Origin of the sequence: Microbacterium oxydans, from assembly GCF_026559675.1 — a bacterium.
In the GTDB taxonomy this organism is placed as follows: Bacteria; Actinomycetota; Actinomycetes; order Actinomycetales; family Microbacteriaceae; genus Microbacterium; species Microbacterium oxydans_D.
Genome location: NZ_CP092891.1, coordinates 396,317 through 421,820, shown reverse-complemented (window position 1 = coordinate 421,820; position 25,504 = coordinate 396,317). Strand labels below are relative to the sequence as shown.

Sequence of the window (25,504 nt, the reverse complement as noted above, 5' to 3'; positions counted from 1 at the left end):
GCCGACGGCAGGCACGGATCAGAAGCTCCCGCCGGGGTACGTACCCTCCGGAAGCGTGAAGCACACCGACCACGCATCGATCGCAATCGCCCCGGGCTCACTCGCACCGAGGAGGTAGGCCTCGGCCGTAGTCGTCGACTGCGCGGTGACGGCGTAATCGTCGAAGATGTCCCGCCGATTCGTCACCTCGAAATCACCTCGGTCACGAAGCAGATCCGCCAGCTGCTTCTCCACCTGTTTTGTGATGGCCTCGATGTCGGCGCCGGAGACCAGCGTCACATAGGTGATTCCGGTCCAGGCATGTCGAGTCTCATCGCAGCTGAACAATGATCCGGTCTCATGCTGATCCACGCTGACGACGTCCTCGCTCGGAATGAGCGCCACGATCTCCAAGGTCTTGGCTTTCGCGGCCGCCTTCGCCTCTTCCCAGGTCATGCTGCTCTCTGCCTTCTCAGGATGCTGCGTCTGCGGCTGCGCGCATCCAGCCAGTGCCAGCACGAGAGCCAAGGTGCCGACAGTCGCCATCCTCGCCAACCACGTCACTCTTGGACCAGCCTTCGCATGTCTTGCAGCGCGCCCCTGTTGTCCGGATCATCCGTCGCGATGAGGGTGTGATTCTCGGTCAGCACCCGGAGGTAATCGGGCGGGAGCCTGACCGGGACGTCCCGGTAGGCTGATCCATCCTGCGGTTCAGCTCCGCCTTCAGCTGATACCGGCCGAGGGGAGCCCCGACGCCCGGATCATCGCCGCGGAGACGGGACGCGTCGAGCTGGAGCTGCGTCGCCGCTTCCGTGAGGTCGGCAGCGCACGCGTCGAGATCGTCGTAGAACAGGTCGACAGCAGTCATCGATGCACCTCCGGTCTCCGCACGAACACTCTATGTCCTCATGCGAGGACGGAGTGACGATTCGCGATATGTCTGTGCGCGGTGGCGGCGGGTGCGCTCGGCGGCCACGGGAGCACGGCCGCTGTGAGCAACCCGCATGCATCCGCTCCGGAGGCGTAGGGGAAGCGTGAGGATGGCAGCCGCGAGCGCTGTGCGGGAGTTGTATCGACTCCGTGCTCGACATCATCTACATCGCGCTGACTCTCGCGCTGTTCGCCCTCGTGTCCCTGGTCGCGAAGGGGGTGGATCGCGCATGATCGTCTTCGAGATCCTGGCCGCCGTCCTCGCCGTCGCCGCCGTCGTCTACCTCGTGGTCGCGCTCGTCGCACCGGAGAGGTTCTGATGGACGCGTCCGTCTGGTTCGGCATCCTGCAGATCACGGCCGTCGTGGTCGTGCTCGTACTCCTCTACCGCCCCCTGGGCGACTACATCGCCCACGTGTACACCTCGGCGCGCGACCTCCGGGTCGAGCGCGGCGTCTACCGACTCATCGGCGTCGACCCGTCCTCCGAGCAGACCTGGCGCGCCTACGCCCGCAGCGTGCTCGCCTTCTCGGTCGTCGGCGTCCTGCTCGTCTACGGACTGCAGCGACTCCAGGCGTTCCTGCCCCAGTCGCTCGGGCTCCCTGCCGTGCCGGAGGGGCTGGCGTTCAACACCGCAGCCTCGTTCGTGGCCAACACCAACTGGCAGTCCTACTCGCCGGAGCAGACCATGGGCTACACCGTGCAGCTCGCCGGGCTCACGGTGCAGAACTTCGTGTCGGCGGCCGTCGGTCTCACGATCGCGATCGCGCTGATCCGCGGACTCGCCCGCCGCGGCTCGTCGACGATCGGGAACTTCTGGGTCGACCTCATCCGCGGTCTCGGGCGTCTGCTGCTCCCGCTCGCCCTGATCGGCGCGGTGGCCCTCCTGGCCGGCGGCGTGATCCAGAACTTCGCGGGCTTCACCGATGTCACCACGGTGTCGGGCGGCACGCAGACGATCCCGGGCGGACCGGTCGCCTCACAGGAGGCGATCAAGCTGCTCGGCACCAACGGCGGCGGCTTCTTCAACGCCAACTCCGCGCATCCCTTCGAGAACCCGATCGGCTTCACGAACCTCGTGCAGGTGCTGCTGATCCTCGTCATCCCGTTCGCGCTCCCCCGCACGTTCGGCCGCATGATCGGCGACCACCGACAGGGCTACGCGATCGCGGCCGTCATGGGCACGCTCTTCCTCATCTCGACGTTCGCGCTCTCGGCCCTCGAGCTGGCCGGCCGCGGCACCGCCCCCGAGCTCGCCGGCGCGGCGATGGAGGGCAAGGAGGTGCGCTTCGGCATCCTCAGCTCGACGCTGTTCGGCAGCGCCAGCACGCTCACCTCCACCGGCGCGGTCAACTCGATGCACGACTCCTATACGTCACTCGGCGGCATGATGCCGATGCTGAACATGATGCTCGGCGAGGTCGCCCCCGGCGGGGTCGGCTCGGGTCTCTACGGGATGCTCGTGCTCGCGATCATCGCCGTCTTCGTGGGCGGGCTGCTCGTCGGACGCACACCCGAGTACCTCGGCAAGCGGATCGGGCCGCGGGAGATCAAGCTCGCGAGCCTGTACATCCTCGTCGTCCCGACTCTGGTCCTCGGCGGCACCGCCCTGAGCTTCGCGATCCCCGGCATCCGGGAGGACGTGGAGTCCACCAGCATCCTGAACCCGGGCGTGCACGGCATGAGCGAGGTGCTCTACGCGTTCACCTCGGCCGCGAACAACAACGGCTCGGCGTTCGCCGGACTCACCGCGAACACCCCGTGGTTCAACACCGCGCTCGGCGTCGCCATGCTCCTCGGACGCTTCCTCCCCATCGTGCTCGTGCTGGCACTGGCCGGCTCGTTCGCGGCGCAGGAGCGCGTCCCGGCCACCACCGGCACACTGCCCACCCACCGGCCGCAGTTCGTCGGCCTCCTCCTCACCGTGACGGTCGTCGTGACGGCGCTCACCTACTTCCCCGTGCTCGCACTGGGCCCCCTCGCTGAAGGACTCGTCTGACCATGACCCTCATCACCGACGCCTCGACTCCCGCCGATCACTCGACGACCGAGCCGCCCGCGCAGCACCCCCGCTCCTTCGGCTGGGCACAGCTCGTGCAGGCGCTCCCCGGGGCCCTGCGCAAGCTGAACCCGGCGGCACTGGTCCGCAACCCCGTCATGCTCCTCGTCTGGGTCGGCGCCGCGTTCACCACCGTGCTCGCGATCGCCGAGCCGTTCCTGGGCGGCCCCGCCGACTCCGGCGGGACGCCGGTCCCTGCACCGTTCACGTGGGGCATCGCCGCGTGGCTGTGGCTCACGGTCCTGTTCGCGAACGTCGCCGAGTCGGTGGCCGAGGGCCGCGGCAAAGCCCAGGCCGCAAGCCTGCGCAAGACCCGCACCAGCACCATGGCCCGGCGGGTGGTCGCCTACGACCAGGGAGCGGATGCCGCCGCCGAGCACGCCGCGACCACCCAGGTCTCCTCGGCCGAGCTGCAGCGCGACGACGTCGTGATCGTCACCGCCGGCGAGCTGATCCCCGGCGACGGCGACATCGTCTCGGGCATCGCGACCGTCGACGAGTCGGCCATCACGGGCGAGAGCGCTCCGGTGATCCGCGAATCCGGCGGCGATCGCAGTGCCGTGACCGGCGGCACCCGCGTGCTGTCCGACCGGATCGTCGTGCGCATCACCTCGAAGCCCGGCGAGACCTTCGTCGACCGGATGATCGCGCTCGTCGAGGGCGCCAGCCGTCAGCGCACGCCCAACGAGATCGCCCTGAACATCCTGCTCGCCAGCCTCTCGATCATCTTCCTGGTCGTCGTGCTCGCGCTGAACCCGATCGCGTCGTACGCCGCATCGCCCGTCAGCATCCCGGTGCTGATCGCCCTGCTCGTCTGCCTCATCCCGACCACCATCGGCGCCCTGCTGTCGGCCATCGGCATCGCCGGCATGGACCGGCTCGTGCAGCGCAACGTGCTCGCGATGTCCGGACGCGCGGTCGAGGCCGCCGGCGACGTCACCACGCTGCTGCTCGACAAGACCGGCACCATCACCTACGGCAACCGCCGCGCGCACGAGGTGCTGCCCCTCCCCGACATCGACGCCGACGAGCTGCTGCGCGTCGCGGCGCTGTCATCGCTCGCGGATCCGACCCCCGAGGGCGCCTCGATCGTCGAGCTCGCCGCCGCGCACGGCATCCGGGTCATCGCCCCGGAGGATGCGGTGGTCGTCCCGTTCACGGCGCAGACCCGCATGAGCGGACTCGACCTGGCGGACGGCACGCAGATCCGCAAGGGCGCCGGCTCCGCGGTGCGGGCCTGGCTCGGGCTCGACGCGGAGGATGCGGAGCTGACGGCCCGCACGGACTCCGTCGCCTCCAGCGGCGGCACTCCCCTCGTCGTCGCCGTTCGCGGTGCGGACGTTTCGTCTCGTCGCTCCGCTCCTCGCTCAACGACCGATGCCCGGTCGGACGATGCCCGGTCGGACGATGCGCTGTCGGACGGTGCCCGGTCGGCCGAGGCCCGGTCGTCGAGCGAGCGCAGCGAGACGAGACGCCCCGTCGACGGACGCGTCCTCGGCGTCGTGCACCTCAAGGACATCGTGAAGGACGGCCTGCGCGAGCGCTTCGACGAGCTGCGCAGCATGGGCATCCGCACGGTCATGATCACCGGCGACAACCCGCTGACCGCGAAGGCCATCGCCGCGGAGGCCGGCGTCGACGACTTCCTGGCCGAGGCGACGCCGGAGGACAAGCTGGCCCTCATCCGCCGCGAGCAGGAGGGCGGACGCCTGGTCGCGATGACGGGCGACGGCACCAACGATGCTCCGGCCCTCGCCCAGGCCGACGTCGGCGTGGCGATGAACACCGGCACCTCGGCCGCGAAGGAGGCCGGCAACATGGTCGACCTCGACTCGGATCCGACCAAGCTGATCGACATCGTCCGCATCGGCAAGCAACTGCTGATCACGCGCGGAGCACTCACCACGTTCTCGCTCGCGAACGACATCGCGAAGTACTTCGCCATCATCCCGGCGATGTTCATGGGGGTCTTCCCCGGCCTCGCGGCGCTGAACATCATGCAGCTGCACTCCCCGGCATCCGCCGTCACCAGCGCGATCATCTTCAACGCGATCGTGATCGTCTTCCTCATCCCACTCGCCCTGCGCGGTGTGAAGTACCGCCCGGCGAGCGCCGCCCAGATCCTGCAGCGCAACCTGCTCATCTACGGCCTCGGCGGTGTGATCGCACCGTTCATCGGCATCAAGCTCATCGACCTCGTCGTCAGCCTCATCCCGGGCTTCTGACCGGGCCTGCGTTTCGTCTCTGCGTTTCGTCTCGCTTCGCTCGCTCAACGACCGGTCAGCTCTGAAAGGCATCACATGTCCTCCTCTCGCATCACCCTCCGCACCACCGGGGTCGCCATCCGCGCGATGCTCGTCCTCACCCTCGTGCTCGGCGTCGGGTACACGCTCCTCGTCACCGGGATCGGTCAGCTCGCGCTCCCCGGACAGGCGAACGGCTCGCCCCTGCCCGGCGACCGGGGCAGCGCGCTGATCGGCCAGTCCTTCACGGATGCCGACGGCGATGCCCTGCCCGAGTACTTCCAGTCACGGCCCTCCGCAGCCGGTGACGGCTACGACGGCGCCGGCTCCAGCGGCAGCAACCTCGGCCCCGAGAACCCCGACCTCGTCGCCGCCATCAGCGAGCGCAAGGCCGCGATCGCGGAGCGCGAGGGCGTCGATCCGTCCGAGGTCCCCGCCGATGCGGTCACCGCCTCCGGCTCGGGCCTCGACCCGCACATCAGCGTCGCCTACGCCCTGCTCCAGGTGCCGCGCGTGGCCGAGGCGCGCGGCCTCTCGGAACAGAAGGTGCGCGGCCTCGTGGAGTCTAGGATTCAAGGGCGGGATCTGGGATTCCTCGGCGAAGAGCGCATCAACGTCGCCGAACTCAACCTCGCTCTGGATGACGGGGAGGGCGCGTGAGCGCAGATCGGACGCATCGCTCGACACCCGAGCAGCCGCGCCGCGGACGCCTTCGCGTCCTGCTGGGCGCGGCTCCCGGCGTGGGCAAGACGTTCGAGATGCTCGCCGAAGGACGTCGGCTGCGGGAGGAGGGCCACGACGTCGTCATCGCGATCGTCGAGACGCATGAGCGCGCGGCCACCCTGGCGCAGACCGTCGGGCTGCCCGAGGTCCCCCGTCGCATCGACGACCACCGTGGCGTCGCCCTCACCGAGCTCGACCTCGATGCCGTGCTCGCCCGCGCCCCGGAGATCGCGCTCGTCGACGAGCTCGCACACACCAACAGTCCCGGCTCGCGACACCGGAAGCGCTGGCAGGACGTCGACGACCTGCTCGATGCCGGCATCGACGTGATCACCACGGTGAACGTGCAGCACATCGAATCGCTCAACGCCGTGGTCGAGAAGATCACGGGCATCGCGCAGCAGGAGACGATCCCGGATGCCGTGGTGCGGGCCGCGGACGAGGTCGAGGTGGTCGACCTCGCTCCGCAGTCCCTGCGCGATCGGCTCTCCGCCGGGCTCGTGTATCCGGCCGAGCGGATCGACGCCGCGCTGTCGAACTACTTCCGGCTCGGCAACCTGACCGCCCTGCGCGAGCTCGCTCTGCTCTGGCTCGCCGACGAGGTCGACAGCGCCCTGCGCACCTACCGCGCCGAGCAGGGCATCGAGGGCACGTGGCAGGCCAGGGAGCGGGTCGTCGTCGCGCTCACCGGCGGGCCGGAGGGCGAGACCCTGCTGCGGCGAGGTGCGAGGATCGCCGCTCGCTCCGCCGGCGGAGAGCTGCTCGCCGTGCACGTCACGGCGCAGGACGGACTGCGCGACGAGACACCCGGAGCACTCGCCGCGCAGCGCGCCCTCGTGGAATCGCTCGGCGGCACCTACCACCAGGTCGTGGGCGATGACATCCCCGCCACCCTGGTCGAGTTCGCGCAGGGAGCCGACGCCACCCAGCTCGTGATCGGCGTCAGCCGGCGCGGTCGGCTCACCGCCGCGCTCACCGGGCCCGGCATCGGCTCGGAGGTGATCCGCCGCTCCGGCGACATCGACGTGCACATCGTGACGCACGCCGCCGCGGGTGGACGGCTGGCCCTGCCGCGGATGACAGGCGGCGCGCTCGGGTGGCGACGTCAGGTGCTCGGCTTCGCGGTCGCGCTCGTCTTCGGACCGCTGCTGTCCTGGGTGATGTTCACGTTCCGCAGTCCGGAGTCGATCACGGCCGAGGTGCTCGCCTACCAGCTCCTCGTCGTCGTGGTCGCCCTCATCGGCGGCATCCGCCCGGCGGTGTTCGCCGCGGTGCTGTCGGGGATCACGCTCGACTTCCTGTTCGTCGCCCCGCTGTTCACCATCACGATCGCCCACCCGCTGCACGTGCTCGCCCTCACGCTGTACGTCGTGATCGCGATCCTGGTGAGCCTCATCGTCGACCAGGCGGCCCGGCGCGCCCGCATCGCCCAGCGCGCCGCCGCGGAGGCCGAGCTGCTCGCCGCCGTCGCGGGCAACGTGCTGCGCGGCGACAACGCGGTGCTGGCCCTGGTGAGCCGCACCCGGGAGGCGTTCGGACTCAGTGGTGTGCGACTGCTCGCGCCCGACGGCGAGGTGCTCGCGAGCGACGGGGAGCCGGTGGCGGACGGCCGCGCCACCACGATCCCGGTCGGCATCGGCCCCGGCGGCGGCCCCCGCGCGGTGCTCGAGCTCAACGGCGAGGCGCTCGCCGGACCCGAGCGGCGACTGCTCGACGCGATCGTCGCGCAGCTGTCCGCCGCGATCGAGCACACCGACCTGCGGGCGACCGCCAGCGAGGCCGAGGCCCTCGCCGAGACCGACCAGGTGCGCAGCGCCCTGCTCTCGGCCGTGAGTCACGACCTCCGGCGCCCGCTGGCCTCGGCCGTCGCGGCGATCGGCGGGCTGCGCGGCGCCCACGAACTCTCGGCCTCCGATCGCGAGGAGCTGCTCGCCACGGCCGACGAGAGCCTCGCGACCCTGTCGACGCTGGTCACCGACCTGCTCGACGTCAGCCGCGTGCAGGCGGGAGTGCTCGCCGTCTCGGCCTCGCGGATGGACGCGGCCGGCACCGTTCTCGCCGCGGTCGACGAGCTCGGACTCGGACCGGCCGACGTCGAACTCGCCCTCGACCCCGATCTGCCGCCCGTGTTCGCCGACCCCGTGCTGCTGCAGCGCGTGCTGGTCAACGTGCTCGCCAACGCGCATCGCCATGCCCCGGACGGCAGCCGGGTGATCATCTCCACGAGCGCGCTCGGCGACCACGCGGAGATCCGGGTGATCGACCGCGGGGAGGGCGTCTCCCCCGAGCGACGGGACCGCATCTTCCAGCCGTTCCAGCGCTTCGGCGACACCGACAACACGACGGGACTCGGTCTCGGACTCGCCCTGTCGCGCGGTTTCACCGAGGGCATGGGCGGTACCCTGACACCCGAGGACACCCCTGGCGGCGGACTCACCATGGTCATCTCCCTGCCGCTCGGCGCAGGGCTCACCGACACGGAGGGGACGGAGTGAAGCTCCTCATCGCCGACGACGACCCGCAGATGGTGCGGGCGCTGCGGATCACCCTCGCCGCCCACGGGTACGAGGTCGTGGTGGCCGCCGACGGTGCCGCCGCGATCGCCGCGGCCGCGCAGACGCATCCCGACCTCATCATGCTCGACCTCGGGATGCCGCGGCTCGACGGCATCGAGGTGATCCAGGCGCTGCGCGGATGGACGAACGTGCCGATCATCGTGGTGTCCGGCCGCACGGGCTCCGCCGACAAGGTCGAGGCCCTGGACGCGGGGGCCGACGACTTCGTGACGAAGCCCTTCCAGGTCGACGAGCTGCTCGCCCGGCTGCGGGCGCTCTCGCGTCGATCCGTGCCGGCGAACGGGGAGTCGGCCGTGACGTTCGGCGACGTGGTGGTGGACCTCGCCACGAAGACCGTGACCCGTGGCGGCACGCGCGTGCATCTGACCCCGACGGAGTGGCGGATGCTGGAGCACCTGTCGCGGCACCCCGGCGCCCTGGTCACCCGGCAGGACCTGCTCAAGGAGATCTGGGGCAGCGAGCAGGTGTCCGACTCGGGCTACCTGCGGCTGTACATGTCACAGCTGCGCAAGAAGCTCGAGCAGGAGCCGGGCGCTCCCGCGCATCTGCTCACCGAGACCGGGATGGGCTACCGCCTCGTGCTCTGAGGGGCCGGATGCCCCGGACGGCACCCGCTGGCGCCGTCCCCCGCGCCTTCCGATGCGAGGTGTCAGCGCCGTACGCGAGCCCGCCGGCGCACCGACGCGATGACCGCCACGGCCACCAGCGCCACGGCCACGACGATCGCGGCGACCGCGGTGGGGGTGCTCTCCGGCTGCCCGGTGAGGCGACCGATCGCGAGCCACACCAGACCCCAGGCCGTCGCAAGGGCAGGGGCGAGGCGGCCGGTCACCCACGCCGCGGCGGCGCCGATCACCAGGACCACGACGAGCACGGCAACGGCCCAGACGTCCGCCTGCTGCGCCCAGCCGTCGGGAGCGATCTGCGTCAGCCAGGCGGCCGTGTTGGCGACGGTCGCGATCGTGACCCAGCCGAAGTGCAGGCCGTTCGCTCCGTCGGTCAGCACGCGGTCGGCGATGCTGCGCGCCGGGAAGCGCCCCAGCACCACGATGACCCGCGCGAGAACCGCCAGCAGCAGCGCGATCACGACCACCGTCAGCCAGAGGGAGAGATACCGGGCTGTCACGAGCCAGAGGCCGTTCAGCACCATCGACACGGCGATCCATCCGCCCACGGCCTGCTGCCGCGGGTCCTGTCGCTGCGCCGGGAACGCCTGCCACACCGTGTAGGCGATCAGGCCGAGGTAGATCAGCGACCAGATCGAGAATGCGGGACCGGCGGGAGCGAGGTAGGAGCCCTGCGCGGAGAGCGCACCGTCCTGGAGATCGTCGACCGACGCCCCGCCGAACGCCCCGGCGCCGACGGACGCCGCGATCAGCATGAACGACGCCGCCGCGATGATCAGGCTCTGCCGGGCGATGCCCCTCGTCCGTGATTCCATGTCCCGAAGGCTACGGGCGCAGGGGCCGAACCGCACCGGGGTTGACACCGCGAAACGCTTTCGCTAACCAGGTTAGCCAATCCGCGGACTGCGGATCCCGCTCAGACCCGGGCGAACGCCGCGTCGACGAGGACCTCGGCGGCCCCGCGCGCCTGGACGGCCACGGCGGGATCCGCGGAGATCGCGGCCGTGCTCTGCGCCCCCTCCGCGAGGATCGACAGCTGCGCCGCGAGCGCATCGGGCGCACCGGTCTCGGCGACGAGCGCGGCCATGTACTCCTGGAAGGACGCCTTGTGCGCGCGGACGATCTCGGCGACATCCGGATTCGTCCCGCCGAGCTCCCCGAAGGCGTTGATGAACGCGCACCCCCGGAAGTCGTCCGCGCAGAACCAGTTCTCGAGGTAGCCGTAGACCGCGAGGAGGCGGGCGCGGGGGTCGTCACCGGCATCGGCCACCGCGGCGGAGAGCCCCGCCTCCCACTCGGCGTGCTTGCGCGCGAGCACGGCGGCGACGATGTCGGTCTTCGCGGGGAAGAGCGAGTACAGGCGGCGCAGCGACACGCCGGCGGACTGGCGCAGCTCGTCCATCCCGACAGCCGCATACCCCTTGCGGTAGTAGAGCTCCTCCGCGGCGGTGAGGATGCGCTCGCGAGCCTCGTCTTCGGTCATACCCAGAAGTTTACTTGACACGAGAACGTACGTTCTCTATGTTGGTCATATCGAGCGAGAACGATCGTTCTCACCGGGACCGAAAGGATCAGGATCATGGGCTACATCACCGTCGGCAACGAGAACAGCACCCCGATCGAGCTCTACTACGAAGACCAGGGAGCCGGCCAGCCCGTCGTCCTGATCCACGGCTACCCGCTCGACGGCCACAGCTGGGAGCGCCAGACGCGCGAGCTGCTCGACCAGGGCTACCGCGTCATCACCTACGACCGTCGCGGCTTCGGGCAGTCCTCGAAGGTGAACGCCGGGTACGACTACGACACCTTCGCCGCCGACCTGAACACGGTGCTCGAGACCCTCGACGTGCGTGACGTCGTGCTCGTCGGCTTCTCGATGGGCACCGGGGAGCTCGCCCGCTACGTCAGCCGCTACGGACACGAGCGCGTCGCCAAGCTGGCCTTCCTCGCCTCGCTCGAGCCCTTCCTGGTGCAGCGCGACGACAACCCCGAGGGCGTGCCGCAGGAGGTCTTCGACGGGATCGAGGCCGCGGCGAAGGGCGACCGCTTCGCCTGGTTCACCGACTTCTACAAGAACTTCTACAACCTCGACGAGAACCTCGGATCGCGCATCAGCGAGGAGGCCGTGACCGGCAGCTGGAACGTCGCCATCGGCAGCGCCCCCGTCGCCGCCTACGCCGTCGTGTCGTCCTGGATCGAGGACTTCCGCGCCGACGTCGAGGCCGTGGCCGCCGCGGCGAAGCCCACCCTGATCCTGCACGGCACGAAGGACAACATCCTCCCGATCGACGCGACCGCCCGCCGGTTCCACCAGGCCGTGCCCGCGGCCGACTACGTCGAGGTCGAGGGCGCGCCGCACGGCCTCCTCTGGACCCACGCCGACGAGGTCAACGCCGCGCTGAAGGACTTCCTGGCGAAGTAGTCCCGCTCGACGCTCCGGCTGAAACGGAGACGATCCGCCTCGCCGTCGGCATGTCACTCGATGACACGCCGACGAGCGGGCGGATCGTCTCCGTTTCGGCGTCGGGTCAGACCTCGCGCAGCCACCGCAGGGTGCGGGCGAGCAGCTCGCGATGACCCGCCGACGCATACGAGCGCGAGTCGTGCCCGAGCGCGTCGTAGGCCACCCTCGACGGGCCGAGCTCGCGCGTCCATACGAGCGGATGCCGCACGCCGTCGTGCTCGTGCCACGCCAGCCGGTCGATCTCGGCATCCAGCCGGAGGTCGGTGTAGCGCTCGTCGTCGACGGCGAAGTCATGCAGCCCGGTGGCGAGCGGGTGCTCCGGATCCAGCCGCACCTGCGCCGCGCCGAAGTCCGGATGCCACGACCGACCGCGCACCCATCGTCCGCCGAGGGCGCGCTCGTAGCTCGGGTAGTCGCGCAGGCTCGCCGCCGCCGAGTGCACCGCGAGGATGCCGATGCCGCGTTCGAGCCCGGCCGCGAGGGCGGCATCCCCCTCCGCGAGGGACGCGACCGGTTCCTCCCGCTCGACCCCCGGCGCCTGCGCATCGGTCGGATCGCCGGCATCCGGGCCCTCGGGGTCGCCCGCGTTGACGACGAGCAGCCGCACGCCGTCGTCGAGTCGACGCAGGGCTCCGTCGACATCGGTCTCGATCCGCGGGGAGAAGCCGGCGGCGCGCACGAGCTCGGCCAGCAGCGGACTGGTCTCCGGATACGGGTGCCACGGATCGGCGTACCGTCCGGTCCCCGTGAGGATGAGCGCATCGACCATGATCTATCCCTGCGAGATCAGCTTCTTGACCAGGTACTCGTGCACGGCTTCGGGGCCGCCCTCCGAGCCGAAGCCGCTCTCCTTGCGTCCGCCGAAGAACGTGTCCCGGGCACCGACGCCGAACTTGTTGACGCTCACCATCCCGACGTCCAGGCGACGCGGCAGACGCAGCGCCCGGTCGGCATCCTTCGTGAACACGTAGGCGGCGAGGCCGTACGGGAGGGCATTCGCCCGGGCGATCACCTCGTCCTCGTCGGTGAACACGCTCGTGGCCGCGATCGGTCCGAACGGCTCATCGTGCATCACGAGGGCGTCGTCCGGGACGTCGGCGAGGAGCGTGGCGGGCCAGTAGTAGCCGACGCTGTCGTCTCCCGAACCGCCGGCGACGACCGTCGCCCCGCGCTCGACCGCGTCCTCGACGAACGGGGCCATCGCGTCGTAGCGGCGCGAGTTCGCGAGCGGGCCCATCTCCGTCGCCTCGTCGAAGCCGTCACCGGTGCGTGCGGCCGCGAGAAGCTCGCCGAAGCGGGCGACGAACTGCGCGTGGACCGACTCGTGCACGTAGAAGCGCACGGGAGACCCGCACGACTGCCCCGTGTTGTGGAGCTTGGCGCCGAGGGCCTGCCGCGCGACCTCCTCCACGTCGACGTCGTCGAAGACCAGGACCGGTGCGTGTCCGCCGAGCTCGAGCATCACGGGCTTCGCCGCGTCTCCGGCCAGGCGGGCGAGGTGCTTGCCCACGCCGATCGACCCCGTGAACGAGACCTTGCGGATGACGGGCGAGGCGATCAGCGTCTCGGAGATCTGCGCCGGGTCGCCGAACAGCATGCTCAGCACGCCGTCGGGCAGACCGGCGTCGACGAGGGCGTCCGCGAGGGCGACGGCGCTGGCGGGGGTCTCCTCCGCGGGCTTGATGACGACCGTGCAGCCGGCGGCGAGGGCGGCGGCGACCTTGCGCCCCGGCACCGTGAGGGGATAGTTCCACGGCGTGAAGGCGGCGACCGGACCCACCGGCTCGGTGACGACCAGGGTGCGCCCCTCGTCTCCGGCGGTGGGGAGGACGACCCCGTAGGCGCGGGGCGCCTCGGTGGCCAGGGAGTCGATGATGTCGGCGGTGTAGTCGACCTCGCCGAGCGAGTCGCCGTAGGGCTTGCCGTTCTCGAGCGTCATGGCACGGGCGATCGGCTCGCGTCGGTCGCGCAGCAGCTGTGCCGCACGCATGAGGATCGCGGCGCGGTGGTGCGGCGAGGTGTCCCGCCACGCTTCGGCGGCACGACCGGCGCCGGCGAGCGCATCGGCGATGTCCTCCGCCGTCGCGAGCGGCACCCGCCCGATCACCTTCCTGGTCGCCGGGTTCTCCACGGCGGCCGTCTCACGGTCGGCGGCGCCGATGCGCCGTCCGTCCACCAGAAGCTCGATCTCCGGGTATCCGGATTCCGTTGACGTCATGGAAGCACCTCAGATCCTCTGGGTGGGAATGCGCTGTCCCACATGTCTTGATTGTTACCAATGGTAAGCCTGATAGAAGCAGAAAGCGCATTCCTGCATGGTTCGCGATAGTCTTCTTCACGATGACTCTCGATGCGCGTGGCGGACGACCGCCCACCCTCTCGGACGTCGCACGCCTGGCCGGCGTCTCCCAGTCGACCGCGTCGCGCGTCGTGAACGGCTCGGCTCGGCGCGTCGACGATGGATACCGCGAACGCGTGCTCGGCGCGGCGCGTCAGCTCGGCTACGCGCCGAACATCGCGGCGCAGGCCGTGGCGCGGGGCGCATCGCACCGGATCGCCCTCATCACGGGCGGCATCGCGGACGCCTACTTCTCGGCGATGACCGCGGCGATCATGAACGCGGCGGAGGAGATCGACCTGCGCGTCTCCCTCGCCGTCAGCTCGCGCCGCACCGAGCGCGAGCTCGAGCTGGTCCGCGAGCTCCGCGGCGAGCAGCCGCGCGCGATCATCCTCGCCGGCACCGGCTACACCGACTCGCGTTCCGATCCGGCCGTCGAGGCCGAGCTGCTGCGCTACCAGGAGACCGGCGGGCGCGTGGTGCTGATCAGCCGCACCGACATGCCGTTCGAGACCGTGTACTTCGACAACTTCGAGGGCGCTCGTCGCCTCGCGGTCGAGATGGTGGCGCGTGGCTACCGCTCGCCGCTGCTCCTGGGGAGCGACCTGCCGCTGCGTTCCATGCAGGAGCGGATCGACGGCTTCACGGCCGGCTTCGCGGAGGCCGGCATCGCGATCCCGCCGTCGCGCGTGCTGCGGCCCGGGTTCCACTGGGACGGCGCGCGGGAACTCCTGGCGACGCTCGACGACGACGTCCTCGCGTCGGCGGATCTCGTGTTCGCCGTGACCGACGTCCTCGCCCTGGGCGCACTGAACGGCCTCCGCGAGCGCGGCATCGAGACCCCGGGGCGGATCGGCGTCGCCGGGTTCGACGACATCACGACGCTGCGCGATGTCGTGCCGCCCCTCACGAGCGTGCACGTGCCGCTCGACGAGGTGGCCGCCGAGGCGATCCACCGCGCCACGGCCGCGCCCGAGGACCTGCGCCGACGCGTCATCCCCACCCACCCGGTGGTGCGCGCGAGCACACCGCCCCGCTGAGTCCGAGGGCGACGTGCGGCGCCGGCGGGTCATGCCTTGACACCGCCCGACATGAGGTCGAGACGCCAGAACCGCTGCAGCGACAGGAACAGGGCGACGACCGGGATGATCGCGATCGCCGCACCCGTGATCACGAGCGAGTAGAGCGCGGCCTGGGAGGCGCCGGCGCGGAGCATCGCGTAGAGCCCGAGAGTGAGCGGGAACTTCGAGTCGTCCGTCAGCATGATGAACGGCAGCAGGAAGTTGTTCCAGATCGCGATGAACTGCAGCAGGAACACGGTCACCAGGGCGGGTGACATCAGCCGCAGACCCGTCGACAGGAAGATGCGCCATTCCGTGGCCCCGTCGATGCGCGCGGCCTCCATGATCTCGTTCGGCACCGACGCCTCGGCGTAGATCTTGCACAGGTAGATCGCGTACGGACTCACCAGCAGCGGCAGGATCACCGAGAAGTAGTTGTTGGTCATGCCGAACTGCGCCAGCAGCAGGTACTGCGGGATCGCGAGCATGATCTGGGGCAGCAGCACGGCCGCGACGATGATCCGGAAGATCGACGTGCTCCCCCGGAACCGGTACTTGGCGAGGGCGTACCCCGCGGCTGCGGCGATGAGAGTCGAGGCGATGCCGCCGCCGCCCGCGTAGAGCGCGGAGTTGAGCATCCAGCGCCCGAAGATGCCGTCGCGGTAGGCGAGCAGCTCGGCGATGTTCTCGAACAGGCCGCCGGTGAACGACGGGAGCGCGGTGGGCGTGGAGAACAGCTCCGTGCTGCTCTTGGTCGCCGCGATCACGATCCACAGCACCGGCAGCACGCAGTACAGCGCGCCGACGAACAGGACGATCGTGGAGAAGAGGTTGGTGCGGCTCCGACGCCGAGGGCTGGACACGACGGCGGTCATCGCTTCTTTCCGATCAGGATTCCGACACGGTTCACGAGGACGGATGCCCCGACCGTGAGCACCACGAGCAGCAGCGAGGTGGCCGCGGCGCGGTGGATGTCGTCGTTGACGAAGGCGTCGGTGTAGACCTTCATCAGCGGCACCCAGGTCGACGAGATCGCGTTCGCGAGCGGGCGCAGGGTCGTCGGCTCGTTGAACAGCTGCAGGGCGCCGAGCACGGAGAAGAGCGAGCACATCACGATCGCCGGCCGGATCAGCGGCAGCTTGATGCGCAGCGCGATCTGGAGCTCGCCGGCACCGTCGAGCTTCGCGGCCTCGTACATCTCCTGCGGCAGCCCGCGCAGGGCCGTGTACATGATCACCATGTTGAAGCCGACCACTCCCCAGACGGCGATGTTCGCGACGGAGAAGAAGATCTCCGTCCCCCCGAAGAAGTCGATGACCTCGCCGCCGATCGGACTGGTGGCCGGAAGGTAGAGGAAGCCCCAGAGCAGGGAGGCGATCACACCGGGGACCGCGTAGGGCAGGAAGATGAGGATCCGCCAGACGCCGATGAGGCGGGTGCGGTCCGCATCCAGGCAGAGCGCGAAGAGCGCGGCGAGGATGATGGTGCCCGGCACGCCGATGCCCGCGACGATCAGCATGCGCCCGAGGCCCGCCCAAAGCTCGGAGTCGAGGAAGGCGGCGACGTAGTTCTCGATCCCGACGAACTCGAGCGTCGAGTCCCCGCCCAGCAGTCCACCGGAGATCCGGCGCTGCATCAGGCTGAGGATGAGCGCGTAGATCGCCGGGGCGAGGGTGAAGAGGGCGAGCAGGATCAGAGCGGGCGTCAGCAGCGCGAGTGCGAAGCCGGCGTTCGTCCTCTGTCGACGTCGGCCGCGCGGTTCTTCCTCGGTCCGCCGGCTCGATCGCCGCGGGGCGGTGGTGGTGGTCACGTCTGTCCTTCTCTCGGGACGGTGGGTGGGGCGACTGCGCCCCACCCACCGGGAATGCTATTTCTCGACGGTGAAGCCGAGCTTCTTCATGTCGGCGACCGTGGTCTCCTGCATGTTCTTCAACACGTCGGAGAAGGACGAGCCGGATTCGATGGCCGCGGCGAAGCCGTCGTTGTACGCGCCGAACGTGACCGTCGCGTTCGGACCCCAGAGGTCGAACGTGCGCGCACCCTCGGAGATCTTCGCGACCGTCGAGTAGTAGTCGGGCTGGTTCGGCATGTACGCGGGAGGCGTCTGCAGGGCGTCGAGCTTCTGCCCGTTGATGGCCGCCGGGAAGATGTTGATCTTCTCGACCTGGAGAGCGAGCGCCTCGTCGCTGGTGTTGAACCAGTCGATGAACGCGGCCGCCTCCTTCGGGTGCTTCGAGTCGGTGGTGACGGCCGTCGCCGACCCGCCCCAGATTCCCGTGGTGGCGTCGCCCGCGTTCCAGTCCGGAAGCGCGGTCATCGTCCACTTGCCCTTGGTGTTGGGGGCGATGCCGCCGAACTGGGCGGGGGCCCAGGCACCGGAGATCCATCCGGCGTACGTGCCGTCGTCCATCTCCTTGTTCCACTGCGGCGACCAGAACGGCTCGCCCTTGATGACGCCCTCGTCGATCAGGCCTTGCCAGTAGTCGGCGACCTTCACCGAGTCGGCGTCGTCGATCGCGACCTTCCAGGTGTCGCCCTCGGCGGACCACCAGTTCGCTCCGGCCTGCTGGGTGAGACCGGTGAACCAGCCCGGGTCCGCCGAGCTGAACGTGCCGAGGTACTTGCTCGGGTCGGCCTCGTGCAGCTTGCGGGCGACGTCGGCGTACTCGTCCCACGTGGTAGGCGGCGTGAGGCCGTACTGCTCGAAGATGTCGTGCCGGTAGAAGAACACCAGCGGCGCGAAGTCCTGGGGCAGGCCGAAGACCTTGCCGTCGAACGACACCTGGTCGAAGGCCGCGGGCGTGAAGCTGTCCGCCGCGTCCTTCGTGTACTCGGTGATGTCGGCGGCGACCCCGTTCGCGACGAGTGCCGGCAGCGCCTGGTACTCGACCTTCACGATGTCGGCGGCGTCACCGGACTTGTGCGCGGTGAGGATGCGGCTGACGAGTTCGTTGCCGCCCGCGGGGTCGGTGACCTCGACCTGGATGTCGGGGTGCGACTCGTTCCAGACCTTCGCGATCTCGGGCATCGACGGGTCCCACGACCACATCTGCAGCGTGACGGGCCCGCTGCTCTCGTTCTCGGTTCCGGTTCCGGCGCCGCAACCGGCGAGCAGCGCGGCAGAGGCGACGATCGCCCCGGCGGCCAACAGGGTCCTTCTCATGGTGCATCTCCTTTGATGGGGGGAATGTCTTCGGGTAGACGGAGGGAAAGCGATGTCGGAATGCGCTTTCCCTAGAGAATAAGGATACGTCGCATGGCTGTCAAGCCGCTGCTCACGCCATCGCCGCGAGCTCGCCGAGCGACACGGCGTGCGCCGCGTCCTCACCGCGGGAGACCCTCTGCACCTCGCCGACGACGGACTCCCCCAGACGGCGGAGCTCGTTGCCCAGCGCGCCCGCGATGTGCGGGGTGACGATCACCGACGGCGACTCGAGGAGCACATGCCCCGCGGGGAGCGGCTCCGGATCCGTGACGTCGAGCACGGCCCGCAGCCGCCCGGCCCGGACCTCGTCGACGAGGGCCGCATGGTCCACGATCGGACCCCGCGCGGTGTTGATCAGGGTCGCTCCGTCGGGCATCAGCCCGAGCAGTCGGCGACTCACGAGACCGACGGTGTCGGGGAGCAGCGGCGCGTGGACGCTCACGATGTCACTGCTCGCGAAGAGCTCGTCGAGGTCGACCACCCGGGCGTCCTCGCGGATCGGATCGTCCTCACGCAGATACGGATCGCTCACCGCGACATCGAGGTCGAAGCCGCGCAGCAGCGCGATCACCCGCCGCCCGATCTTCGATGCGCCCAGGATGCCGATGCGGCGCCGATGGTTGCCGATGCCCTCGAACAGGGGCGAGAGGTCGCGTGCGGGATCCCGGCGGTGGGCGGTCGCGGCCGCCGCGACGCCCTTGCCCTCGAGAAGGATCATGGCGAGCGTGTACTCCGCGACGGGCACGGCGTTCGCCGCGGCCGCGGACGTCACGCGGATCCCGCGATGCCAGACCTCGGGGTCGAGATGCTCCTTGACCGTTCCCGCCGCGTGGTGGATCGCACGGAGGGCCGGCATGCGGTCCAGCTCCTCCGGCCCGATCCGCGGGCAGCCCCATCCGGTGATGAGCGTGTGGACCGTGTCGAGGCGCGGATCGTCCAGGGTCTGCGTCACCGGGCGATCACCGAAGTCCAGCAGGGCGCCGAGAGCCGCGAACTGCTCGGGAGCGAACAGCTGGGTCACGAGACCGCGTCGCATCACGAACTGCGCGGGCGGGCGCGCGCTCTCCGCCTGGCTCGGGGGAAGGATCATCGATTCTCCTTGTCGGATGCGGCGGCGGCGGGCTACGATCAGTCCGCGGGAAACCGCATTCCGAGAATGTACCAGCATCCGGAATCACGTGACGCACACGAAGGGAGACGATCGCGGTGACGACGTCGAAGATCGCGGCCGGCTCCGGCAGCTGGGTGCAGTGGAACCCGGCGAGCGTCGGAGACGACGTTCCCCTCGCCGAGTCGATCGACCTCGTGCACGAGCTCTTCGAGGACCCGACCGTGCGCGTGCTCGACACCGCGAACAACTACGGCTTCGGAGCCAGCGAAGAGCGGATCGGCATGGCGATCCGGGAGTACGGCATCGTCCCCGACGGCTTCACGATCCAGACCAAGGCGGACCGCGACATGACGACCGGGGACTTCTCCGGCGCCCGCGTGCGCCGTTCCCTCGACGAGAGCCGGACCCGCCTCGGGTTCGACCGTCTGCCGGTGGTCTACCTGCACGACCCCGAGAACATCAGCTGGGAGCAGGCCTTCGCCGCCGACGGTCCGGTCGCCGCGCTGGTCGCGGCTCGCGAAGCGGGGATCATCGGAACCCTCGGCGTCGCGGGCGGGCCCCCCGACCTCATGCGGCGCTATCTCGACACCGGTCTCTTCGAGGCGCTCATCACCCACAACCGCTACACGCTGGCCGACCGCAGCGCCGACCGTCTGCTCGACCACGCGCACGCGCTCGGCGTGCACGTCACGAACGCCTCCCCCTACGGAGGCGGCTTCCTCACCGCCTGGCCGCCGCCCACCGAGCGCTACGCCTATGGTCCCGCAGCACCGAGCGTGCGCCGGACGGCGGAGCAGACGGCCGCGCTCTGCACCGCAGCCGGCGTCCCGCTCATCGCCGCAGCCCTCGCGTTCTCCACCGAGGATCCTCGCATCGACCGCACGATCATCGGCATGCGCACGGTGGACGACCTGCGGGCCACCAGGGAGCTCCTCGAGGTGACGGTCGACGATGAGCTGCTCGACGCGCTGCGCGGGCTCGACTCGGACCCGCGGGGCTGGCAGGATCCGCCCGCAGACCGACCCTCCGCTCCCCCTCAGCCGCGCATGGCGACACCGCGGCGCCAGTAGCCCATGAAGGCGACCTGCCCGCGGTCGATGCCCAGGTCCTTGACGAGATGCCGGCGCAGCGTGGTGACCACGCCGCTCTCCCCCGCGATCCAGAAGTAGCGTTCGGCCGGGGCCTCGGCCGCCGCGATGTCCTCACCGAGCCCCGAGTATTCCGGCGTCTCCCACACGAGGTCCTCGCCGTCGATGTCCTTCACGCGGATCTCGTCCGCGGCGTCGGCATCCCCGAGGTGGGCGAGCACGGCCGGGATCAGTCGCCGCCCGTGCGGCTCGCCGGCGTCGCGGGGCAGCCAGTGCACCTCGACGCCCGAGGGCACGTCGATGCGCAGGATGTCGGCCGGAGACGGCACCTCGATGAACGCGACACCGCGCAGGTCGCGAGGAGCGTCCTCCAGGATCCGGGCGATCGCCGGAGCGGCCGTCTCGTCGCCCGCGAGCACCACCGACGACGCGGTTCCCGGCACGTACTCGGCCCCGCCGTGCGCATCGGCCTCGACCCCTCGCCGCGGCCCGACCAGGTAGAGCTCCTGGCCGACCGCCGCCTGGCTCGCCCACAGCGATGCGGGACCGGTCAGTCCGGGCTCCAGGTGCAGCACGAAGTCGACGTCCACCTCGGTCCCGGTCTCCGGGTCGACGCGCAGCTCGCGCACGGAGTAGGTGCGCATGGAGCCGCGCTCCTCCTCCGGCACCGCCAGGAACGCCTGCCACCAGTTGTCGGAGGCCCGGTCGAGCTCCGGCAGCACGCCGGAGGCCGGGGGGAAGACGAGCTTGATGCGGCTGTCGAACACCTCGCCGGGAGTTCCGAACTCGAACAGCTCGTCGCCGCCGAAGGTCACCCGCACGAACGACGGCGAGATGCGCACGACGGCGCGGACCTCGGCGCGGGTGAGGATGTAGGTCGGACGCTCGGTCGTGGTCGTCTCAGCGGACATGGTGCCTCCCGATGGGTGTGACCATCGGCTTCCCGGAGACCGGGTCGATGGTGATCTGATTGGCGAGGCCGAAGACCTCGTGGACGAGTTCGGCGGTGACGACATCCTGCGGTGCGCCCGTCGCGTGCACCCTGCCGTCCTTCATGGCGACCAGCTCGTCGGCGTAGCGCGCGGCCAGGTTCAGGTCGTGCAGCACCATGACGATGGTGGTGCCGCGCGAGACGCTCAGGTCGGTGAGCAGGTCGAGCACCTCGACCTGGTGCGCGACGTCGAGGAACGTGGTGGGCTCGTCCAGCAGCAGGATGTCGGTCTCCTGCGCCAGGGCCATCGCGATCCACACGCGCTGCCGCTGACCGCCCGAGAGCTCGTCGACACTGCGGTCGGCGAGGTCGGAGATGCCGGTCGCGTCGAGGGCGTCGGCCACCACCTCGTAGTCGTGCGTGCTCCAGCGCGCGAGCATCTTCTGATGGGGATGGCGGCCGCGCCCGACCAGGTCGGCGACCGCGATGCCCTCGGGCGCGACCGGCGACTGCGGCAGCAGGCCGAGGATGCGCGCGACCTCCTTGGTGGGACGCGCGTGCACGGACTTGCCGTCGAGGACGATCTGTCCCTCGGTCGGCGAGAGCAGGCGGGCCAGTGAGCGCAGCAGCGTCGACTTCCCGCATCCGTTCGCTCCGACGATGGTCGTGATCCGGCCCGGCGCGATCTGCAGGTCGAGACCGTCGATGATGGTGCGGTCCCCGTACGCGAGCGTCACCCCGTCAGCGGACAGGCTGTGCGAGACGGTCATAGCGAACCCCCGGAACGGTTGGTGCGGATGAGGAGGTAGATCAGATAGGGCGCGCCGACCACGCCGGTGATGACGCCGACGGGGTAGCGGGTGCCGAACGCGAACTGGCCGATCAGATCGCCACCGAGCACCAGCACGGCGCCGACGAATGCCGACGGCAGGAGCAGGTTGGCACCGGGGCCGGTGATGCGCGCGGCGATGGGCCCGGCCATGAATGCGACGAACGCGATCGGTCCGGTCGCCGCGGTCGCGAACGCGAGCAGCGCGACCGCGCCGAGGATGAGCAGCAGGCGCGTGGTGTTCACGCGCACGCCGAGGCCGGCCGCGGAGTCGTCTCCCAGCTGGAGCGTCCCGAGCGCACGACCCTGCGACAGCATCAGCGGCACGATGATCGCCGCGGCGATCGCCATCGGCAGCACCCGCTCCCAGGACGCGTTGTTGAGGCTTCCGGTCAGCCACTGCATGGCGGTCTGGATGTCCCAGTTCGGAGCGCGCGAGAGCAGGTAGGAGACGACGCTCTGCAGCATCGCCGCGACGCCGATGCCGATCAGGATCAGTCGCGTGCCGGCGAAGCCGCCCTTGATCGAGAGCAGGTAGATCGTGAAGGCGGTGAGGATCGCGCCGCCGAGCGCGAGCACCGACACGACCGGGCCGTTGACGGACAGCACCACGATGCCGAAGACCGCCGCCGCCCCGGCGCCGTTCGAGATGCCGATGATGTCGGGCGAGGCGAGCGGGTTGCGCAGCATCGTCTGGAAGCAGACACCCGCCATCCCGAAGCCGATGCCGGTGAGGACCGCCAGGATCGCCCGCGGCAGCCGCAGGTCGCCCACCGTGAAGGAGGCGCCGGGCACGGTCTGGCCCAGGATCACGCGGATCACCTCGTCGGGCGTGTAGAAGGTGTTGCCCACCATGAGCGCCACGGCGAAGAGCGCGAGCACGAGGACACCGAGGACGATCGTGGCGATCGCGTGACGACGATGGCGGGATCGGCGGCCGGACACGATCCGGGCGAGCCGCGCGGAGGCCGGCTCGTCGACCCGATCGAGGGTGTGCTCGGTCGTCCTCACAGCTCACGCACCTTCTGCCGACGGACGATCCAGATGAAGAACGGGGCGCCGATGATCGCGGTGATGATGCCGACCTGGATCTCCTCCGACGACGGGGCGATCACGCGGCCGACGATGTCGCTCGCGGTCAGCAGCGCGGCCCCGGCGAGGGCCGAGAACGGCAGCAGCCAGCGGTGATCGGTGCCGACGAGCATCCGGCACACGTGCGGGATGATCAGGCCGACGAAGCCGATGGGCCCGGCGATGGCCGTCGCGGCGCCGGCGAGGATCACCGCGCCCAGCGCGGACACCATGCGGGTGCGGAGCACGTGCTCGCCGAGCCCCTTCGCCATGTCGTCGCCGAGGGCCAGGGAGTTCATGCCGCGGGCGCAGAGGAAGCAGATCAGCGCGCCGAGCGCGAGGAACGGAGCCGTGAGCGCGATGCGCGGCCACTCCGCGCCGCCCACGCCGCCGATCTGCCAGGACTGGAACGTCTGCATGAGATCGACGCGGGGCAGCATCACCGCGCTGATGAGCGAGGCGAAGGCGGACGAGGTGGCCGCGCCGGCGAGCGCGAGCTTGAGGGGCGTCGCGCCTCCGCGTCCGAGCGAGCCGACCGTGTACACGAAGACCGCGGCGAGCCCGGCGCCGGCGATCGCGAACGCCATCTGCCCGTACGGGTCGGTGAGGCCGAAGAACGCGATGCCGCAGACGACGGCGAGCGAGGCGCCGTTGGAGACGCCGAGGATGCCGGGGTCGGCGATCGGATTGCGCGTCACCGCCTGCATCGTCGCCCCGGAGAGCGCGAGCGCGGCGCCGACCAGGAGCGCGAGCACCGTGCGGGGGATGCGCTTGACGATGGCGGCCTGGGCGATCGTGTCGGTGTGACCGCCGAGGGCCGCGACGATGTCGTCGAACGAGACCGCGCGCACGCCGAACGAGACGGAGAGCACGCTGAGGACGAGCAGCACCACCACGCCGACGACGAGCCAGAGGGTGCGCACCAGCACCGGGCGCCGCAGGTCGGCGGCTCCCGGTGCGATGGCGGTTGCTGAGGTCACTGCGTCATCCACTCCGCTGCTGCGGACGGGGGATCACTTCTCGAGCGGTGCAGCCAGGATCGCGAAGTAGTCGTCGAGACCCCACGGGACCGACAGCGGCGACGGGTTCGCGGAGGCCGCGATCGGCGTGGCATCCGGGAGGACCGCGATGCGGCCCTCGGCGATGGCCGGGATCTTCGACAGCAGCGGGTCGGCCTGCAGCAGCGGGATGATCGACTCGTCGCCGTAGGTGATGAACAGGTCGACGTCGTCGAACTTCTGCGCCTCTTCCGAGCTGACCGTCAGGTAGAACTCGTCACTGTCCTTGTTCTCCTCGACGATCGAGGGGAACGGCAGGCCGAGGTCGTGCAGGTAGCCCGGGCGGGTGTCGATCGCCGTGTAGTAGCCGACCTGGCTCAGGTCGGTCGGATCGATGTACGAGAACAGGACCTTCTTGTCCTTCAGCACGCTGTGGGCCTCGAGCGCCTTCTCGGCGTCGGCGTGCAGCTGATCGATCAGCGCCTCGCCCTCCTTCTCGAGGCCGAGGGCCCGGGAGTCCATCTCGATCATGTCGTCCAGCGAGGTCCCCCACTTGACCTCGGGGAACGCCACGACCGGCGCGATCTTGGAGAGCGTGTCGTACTCCTCCTGGGAGAGGCCGGAGTACGCGGCGAGGATCACGTCCGGCTGGGTGTCGGCGACGGCCTCGTAGTCGATGCCGTCGGTCTCGTCGAACAGCACCGGGGTCTCGGCGCCCAGCTCGTCGAGCTTGTCCTCGACCCAGGGCAGCACGCCGTTGCCGTCGTCGTCTCCCCAGGCGGCCTTGCTCATGCCGACCGGGACGATGCCGAGGGCCAGCGGCACCTCGTGGTTCGCCCAGGCGACGGTCGCGATCCGCTCGGGCTTCTCGGTGATGGTGGTCTCGCCGTAGATGTGCTCGACGGTGACGGGGAAGGCATCGTCGGACGCGGGGTTGCCGCCGGTGGTCGCTGTCGACTCCGGGGCGGAGGACGCGCAGGCGGAGAGGCCGACGGCGAGCGCGGCGGCCGCGCCGATGGCGAGGATTCGAGAGGTGCGCACAGGCGTTCCCTTCGTTCGGGGGGAGGGGGTTCGGGCGAGAAGAGCGCCCAGCCTTTGGTAAGCCTGGCCTAATCTAACACGGAGGTTAGGGCAACCTCACTCCCGATCTCCTGCCTTCGCACCGGTCGGATCGCCGCCCACAGCACCTGGACGGAGCCCCTCGCGGCGTTCGACGGCCATGCGACCGCACGAAAAAACCGGCCGGATCCGTGAGGATCCGACCGGCTTCAG

24 protein-coding genes are annotated in these 25,504 nt (G+C 70.2%); 9 read left to right on the top strand and 15 right to left on the bottom strand.

The features are described from left to right. Positions 1-18 precede the first annotated feature (18 nt). Both MME74_RS02045 and MME74_RS02040 read right to left on the bottom strand, forming a co-directional pair. Complete coding sequence (locus MME74_RS02045; RefSeq protein WP_267416990.1) at positions 19-525, bottom strand: hypothetical protein; 507 nt, start codon at positions 523-525, stop codon at positions 19-21. A gap of 97 nt (positions 526-622) precedes the next feature. Beyond that, the gene (locus MME74_RS02040; protein WP_267416988.1) at positions 623-847 is read right to left on the bottom strand and encodes a hypothetical protein; all 225 of its coding nucleotides are present in this window, start codon (positions 845-847) and stop codon (positions 623-625) included. Between the two features lie 292 nt (positions 848-1,139). On the opposite strand from MME74_RS02040, the gene MME74_RS02035 reads away from it, so the two are divergent. The 6 genes from MME74_RS02035 to MME74_RS02010 all read left to right on the top strand — a co-directional run bounded on the left by MME74_RS02035 (position 1,140) and on the right by MME74_RS02010 (position 9,097). After that, positions 1,140-1,229, top strand: a complete 90-nt coding sequence (locus tag MME74_RS02035) for a potassium-transporting ATPase subunit F (protein ID WP_036292752.1) — start codon at positions 1,140-1,142, stop codon at positions 1,227-1,229. Continuing rightward, entirely contained in the window at positions 1,229-2,908 is a 1,680-nt protein-coding gene (gene kdpA / locus MME74_RS02030; RefSeq protein WP_267416985.1) for a potassium-transporting ATPase subunit KdpA, read from the top strand. Before MME74_RS02035 ends, kdpA begins: the two co-directional genes overlap by 1 nt. Positions 2,909-2,910: 2 nt before the next feature. After that, on the top strand, positions 2,911-5,193 hold the full coding sequence (gene kdpB, locus MME74_RS02025) for a potassium-transporting ATPase subunit KdpB (RefSeq protein WP_267416984.1): 2,283 nt from the start codon (positions 2,911-2,913) through the stop codon (positions 5,191-5,193). A gap of 75 nt (positions 5,194-5,268) precedes the next feature. Next, the gene (gene kdpC, locus MME74_RS02020) at positions 5,269-5,871 is read left to right on the top strand and encodes a potassium-transporting ATPase subunit KdpC (RefSeq protein WP_267416983.1); all 603 of its coding nucleotides are present in this window, start codon (positions 5,269-5,271) and stop codon (positions 5,869-5,871) included. After that, on the top strand, positions 5,868-8,429 hold the full coding sequence (locus MME74_RS02015; protein ID WP_267416982.1) for an ATP-binding protein: 2,562 nt from the start codon (positions 5,868-5,870) through the stop codon (positions 8,427-8,429). The genes kdpC and MME74_RS02015 overlap by 4 nt, the downstream gene beginning before the upstream one ends. Continuing rightward, the gene (locus MME74_RS02010; protein WP_267416981.1) at positions 8,426-9,097 is read left to right on the top strand and encodes a response regulator; all 672 of its coding nucleotides are present in this window, start codon (positions 8,426-8,428) and stop codon (positions 9,095-9,097) included. Before MME74_RS02015 ends, MME74_RS02010 begins: the two co-directional genes overlap by 4 nt. A gap of 62 nt (positions 9,098-9,159) precedes the next feature. Here MME74_RS02010 and MME74_RS02005 read toward each other — a convergent pair whose 3' ends face one another. Both MME74_RS02005 and MME74_RS02000 read right to left on the bottom strand, forming a co-directional pair. Then, a complete protein-coding gene (locus tag MME74_RS02005) occupies positions 9,160-9,951 on the bottom strand; it encodes a tryptophan-rich sensory protein (RefSeq protein ID WP_267416980.1) in 792 nt (263 codons plus the stop codon). A 101-nt stretch (positions 9,952-10,052) separates the two neighbouring features. Continuing rightward, positions 10,053-10,619, bottom strand: coding sequence for a TetR/AcrR family transcriptional regulator (locus MME74_RS02000; protein ID WP_267416979.1), 567 nt, complete (start codon positions 10,617-10,619; stop codon positions 10,053-10,055). Between the two features lie 96 nt (positions 10,620-10,715). Between MME74_RS02000 and MME74_RS01995 the strand changes: the two genes are divergently transcribed. After that, positions 10,716-11,558, top strand: coding sequence for an alpha/beta fold hydrolase (locus MME74_RS01995; protein ID WP_267416977.1), 843 nt, complete (start codon positions 10,716-10,718; stop codon positions 11,556-11,558). A 106-nt stretch (positions 11,559-11,664) separates the two neighbouring features. Here the strand turns inward: MME74_RS01995 and MME74_RS01990 are convergent, their stop codons facing one another. Then, positions 11,665-12,369 carry a ThuA domain-containing protein gene (locus MME74_RS01990; RefSeq protein ID WP_267416976.1) on the bottom strand — a complete coding sequence of 235 codons (705 nt, stop codon included), beginning with the start codon at positions 12,367-12,369 and terminating at the stop codon, positions 11,665-11,667. Positions 12,370-12,372: 3 nt separating this feature from the next. Beyond that, positions 12,373-13,818, bottom strand: coding sequence for an NAD-dependent succinate-semialdehyde dehydrogenase (locus MME74_RS01985; RefSeq protein WP_267416974.1), 1,446 nt, complete (start codon positions 13,816-13,818; stop codon positions 12,373-12,375). Positions 13,819-13,940: 122 nt separating this feature from the next. Here MME74_RS01985 and MME74_RS01980 point away from each other — a divergent pair, with 122 nt between their 5' ends. Further along, complete coding sequence (locus MME74_RS01980; RefSeq protein ID WP_267416973.1) at positions 13,941-14,978, top strand: LacI family DNA-binding transcriptional regulator; 1,038 nt, start codon at positions 13,941-13,943, stop codon at positions 14,976-14,978. 29 nt (positions 14,979-15,007) lie between these two features. On the opposite strand, the gene MME74_RS01975 is transcribed toward MME74_RS01980, so the two are convergent. The 4 genes from MME74_RS01975 to MME74_RS01960 all read right to left on the bottom strand — a co-directional run bounded on the left by MME74_RS01975 (position 15,008) and on the right by MME74_RS01960 (position 19,294). Continuing rightward, positions 15,008-15,874 (bottom strand): carbohydrate ABC transporter permease, encoded by an 867-nt coding sequence (locus MME74_RS01975; RefSeq protein ID WP_267416972.1) that lies wholly within the window; start codon positions 15,872-15,874, stop codon positions 15,008-15,010. Then, a complete protein-coding gene (locus MME74_RS01970) occupies positions 15,871-16,809 on the bottom strand; it encodes a carbohydrate ABC transporter permease (protein WP_267416971.1) in 939 nt (312 codons plus the stop codon). The genes MME74_RS01975 and MME74_RS01970 overlap by 4 nt, the downstream gene beginning before the upstream one ends. 57 nt (positions 16,810-16,866) lie before the next feature. Further along, the gene (locus tag MME74_RS01965; RefSeq protein ID WP_267416970.1) at positions 16,867-18,162 is read right to left on the bottom strand and encodes an ABC transporter substrate-binding protein; all 1,296 of its coding nucleotides are present in this window, start codon (positions 18,160-18,162) and stop codon (positions 16,867-16,869) included. A gap of 112 nt (positions 18,163-18,274) precedes the next feature. Further along, positions 18,275-19,294 (bottom strand): hydroxyacid dehydrogenase, encoded by a 1,020-nt coding sequence (locus tag MME74_RS01960; RefSeq protein ID WP_267416969.1) that lies wholly within the window; start codon positions 19,292-19,294, stop codon positions 18,275-18,277. A 116-nt stretch (positions 19,295-19,410) separates the two neighbouring features. Between MME74_RS01960 and MME74_RS01955 the strand changes: the two genes are divergently transcribed. Beyond that, positions 19,411-20,385: an aldo/keto reductase gene (locus MME74_RS01955; RefSeq protein ID WP_267416968.1), complete on the top strand. Its 975-nt coding sequence runs from the start codon at positions 19,411-19,413 to the stop codon at positions 20,383-20,385. Here MME74_RS01955 and MME74_RS01950 read toward each other — a convergent pair. From MME74_RS01950 to MME74_RS01930, 5 genes are read right to left on the bottom strand one after another with little or no spacing between them, the layout of a single operon-like run. Further along, positions 20,352-21,314 carry a siderophore-interacting protein gene (locus MME74_RS01950; RefSeq protein WP_267416967.1) on the bottom strand — a complete coding sequence of 321 codons (963 nt, stop codon included), beginning with the start codon at positions 21,312-21,314 and terminating at the stop codon, positions 20,352-20,354. The two genes, MME74_RS01955 and MME74_RS01950, sit on opposite strands and share 34 nt — an antisense overlap. Next, positions 21,304-22,104 carry an ABC transporter ATP-binding protein gene (locus MME74_RS01945; protein WP_267416966.1) on the bottom strand — a complete coding sequence of 267 codons (801 nt, stop codon included), beginning with the start codon at positions 22,102-22,104 and terminating at the stop codon, positions 21,304-21,306. Before MME74_RS01945 ends, MME74_RS01950 begins: the two co-directional genes overlap by 11 nt. Beyond that, positions 22,101-23,174 (bottom strand): FecCD family ABC transporter permease, encoded by a 1,074-nt coding sequence (locus MME74_RS01940; RefSeq protein WP_267416965.1) that lies wholly within the window; start codon positions 23,172-23,174, stop codon positions 22,101-22,103. Before MME74_RS01940 ends, MME74_RS01945 begins: the two co-directional genes overlap by 4 nt. Further along, positions 23,171-24,214 carry a FecCD family ABC transporter permease gene (locus MME74_RS01935; protein ID WP_267416964.1) on the bottom strand — a complete coding sequence of 348 codons (1,044 nt, stop codon included), beginning with the start codon at positions 24,212-24,214 and terminating at the stop codon, positions 23,171-23,173. The genes MME74_RS01940 and MME74_RS01935 overlap by 4 nt, the downstream gene beginning before the upstream one ends. 33 nt (positions 24,215-24,247) lie before the next feature. Further along, positions 24,248-25,273, bottom strand: a complete 1,026-nt coding sequence (locus tag MME74_RS01930; RefSeq protein ID WP_267416963.1) for an iron-siderophore ABC transporter substrate-binding protein — start codon at positions 25,271-25,273, stop codon at positions 24,248-24,250. Between the last annotated feature and the right edge of the window lie 231 nt (positions 25,274-25,504).

Bases quoted from the DNA above. Each gene is read 5' to 3' on its own strand.
- MME74_RS02045 (WP_267416990.1), bottom strand. From the start codon at position 525: ATGGCGACTGTCGGCACCTTGGCTCTCGTGCTGGCACTGGCTGGATGC.
- MME74_RS02040 (WP_267416988.1), bottom strand. From the start codon at position 847: ATGACTGCTGTCGACCTGTTCTACGACGATCTCGACGCGTGCGCTGCC.
- MME74_RS02035 (WP_036292752.1), top strand. From the start codon at position 1,140: ATGATCGTCTTCGAGATCCTGGCCGCCGTCCTCGCCGTCGCCGCCGTC.
- kdpA (WP_267416985.1), top strand. From the start codon at position 1,229: ATGGACGCGTCCGTCTGGTTCGGCATCCTGCAGATCACGGCCGTCGTG.
- kdpB (WP_267416984.1), top strand. From the start codon at position 2,911: ATGACCCTCATCACCGACGCCTCGACTCCCGCCGATCACTCGACGACC.
- kdpC (WP_267416983.1), top strand. From the start codon at position 5,269: ATGTCCTCCTCTCGCATCACCCTCCGCACCACCGGGGTCGCCATCCGC.
- MME74_RS02005 (WP_267416980.1), bottom strand. From the start codon at position 9,951: ATGGAATCACGGACGAGGGGCATCGCCCGGCAGAGCCTGATCATCGCG.
- MME74_RS02000 (WP_267416979.1), bottom strand. From the start codon at position 10,619: ATGACCGAAGACGAGGCTCGCGAGCGCATCCTCACCGCCGCGGAGGAG.
- MME74_RS01995 (WP_267416977.1), top strand. From the start codon at position 10,716: ATGGGCTACATCACCGTCGGCAACGAGAACAGCACCCCGATCGAGCTC.
- MME74_RS01990 (WP_267416976.1), bottom strand. From the start codon at position 12,369: ATGGTCGATGCGCTCATCCTCACGGGGACCGGACGGTACGCCGATCCG.
- MME74_RS01985 (WP_267416974.1), bottom strand. From the start codon at position 13,818: ATGACGTCAACGGAATCCGGATACCCGGAGATCGAGCTTCTGGTGGAC.
- MME74_RS01980 (WP_267416973.1), top strand. From the start codon at position 13,941: ATGACTCTCGATGCGCGTGGCGGACGACCGCCCACCCTCTCGGACGTC.
- MME74_RS01975 (WP_267416972.1), bottom strand. From the start codon at position 15,874: ATGACCGCCGTCGTGTCCAGCCCTCGGCGTCGGAGCCGCACCAACCTC.
- MME74_RS01965 (WP_267416970.1), bottom strand. From the start codon at position 18,162: ATGAGAAGGACCCTGTTGGCCGCCGGGGCGATCGTCGCCTCTGCCGCG.
- MME74_RS01960 (WP_267416969.1), bottom strand. From the start codon at position 19,294: ATGATCCTTCCCCCGAGCCAGGCGGAGAGCGCGCGCCCGCCCGCGCAG.
- MME74_RS01950 (WP_267416967.1), bottom strand. From the start codon at position 21,314: ATGTCCGCTGAGACGACCACGACCGAGCGTCCGACCTACATCCTCACC.
- MME74_RS01945 (WP_267416966.1), bottom strand. From the start codon at position 22,104: ATGACCGTCTCGCACAGCCTGTCCGCTGACGGGGTGACGCTCGCGTAC.